At 59.6% G+C, this 778-nt stretch carries 1 protein-coding gene; it reads left to right on the top strand.

What is annotated here, in order from left to right; all coding sequences use genetic code 11:
* Positions 1-778: IS21 family transposase (gene istA, locus JJB97_RS18230; protein ID WP_238715498.1), on the top strand; the 778-nt coding region annotated here is incomplete at both ends.

Genomic DNA, 778 nt, shown 5'->3' with positions numbered 1-778 from the left:
ATGCAACGGCGGGTCCGCGAATGGAAGCTGCAGTACGGTGCAGAGCAGGAGGTGATGTTCCGCCAGCGGCATCAGCCCGGCCTGCGTGGCCTGTCGGACTTTACCGAACTGAAAGGTGTAGTTGTCACCATCGCCGGTAAGTTGTTGGCGCATAAGCTGTATCACTTCCGCCTGGAATGGAGCCACTGGAGCTGGATGCGGGTCGTGCTGGGTGGTGAGAGCTTCTCTGCCCTGGCTGAAGGCCTGCAGGAAGCGCTCGGACAACTGGGCGGCGTACCTGCAGAGCACAAAACAGACAGTCTGCGGGCGGCATGGAAACAACAGGGTGAAGACGGACGCCGCGAACTGACGGAGCGTTATGCTGCTCTCTGCCGGCACTACGGCATGCAGGGTGTGCACAACAATGCCGGGCGGGGCCACGAAAATGGTTCGGTTGAAAGCGCTCACGGCCATCTTAAAAGGCGTATCCGTCAGGCACTGATACTGCGGGGCAGTAACGACTTCAGCACGCTGGAAGAATACCAGGCCTTCATCACTCAGCAGGTCATGCGGCACAACCGCAACAATCAGGATCTGGTGAAGGAAGAGCGTCCTCATCTGAAGCCGCTGCCGCTTCGTCGCAGCGCCGACTACGACGAGCTGACGGTGAGGGTCAGTAGCAGCAGTACCATCAACGTGAGGCACGTCGTCTACAGCGTGCCTTCCCGGCTTGTTGGCCAGCTGTTACGTGTCCGCTTATGGGACGATCGCCTGAGTTGTTACGTGGGCAGCAACGAGG

Source organism: Tenebrionibacter intestinalis, from assembly GCF_016632365.1.
In the GTDB taxonomy this organism is placed as follows: Bacteria; Pseudomonadota; Gammaproteobacteria; order Enterobacterales; family Enterobacteriaceae; genus Tenebrionibacter; species Tenebrionibacter intestinalis.
This window is presented reverse-complemented; position numbering and strand designations above follow the sequence as displayed.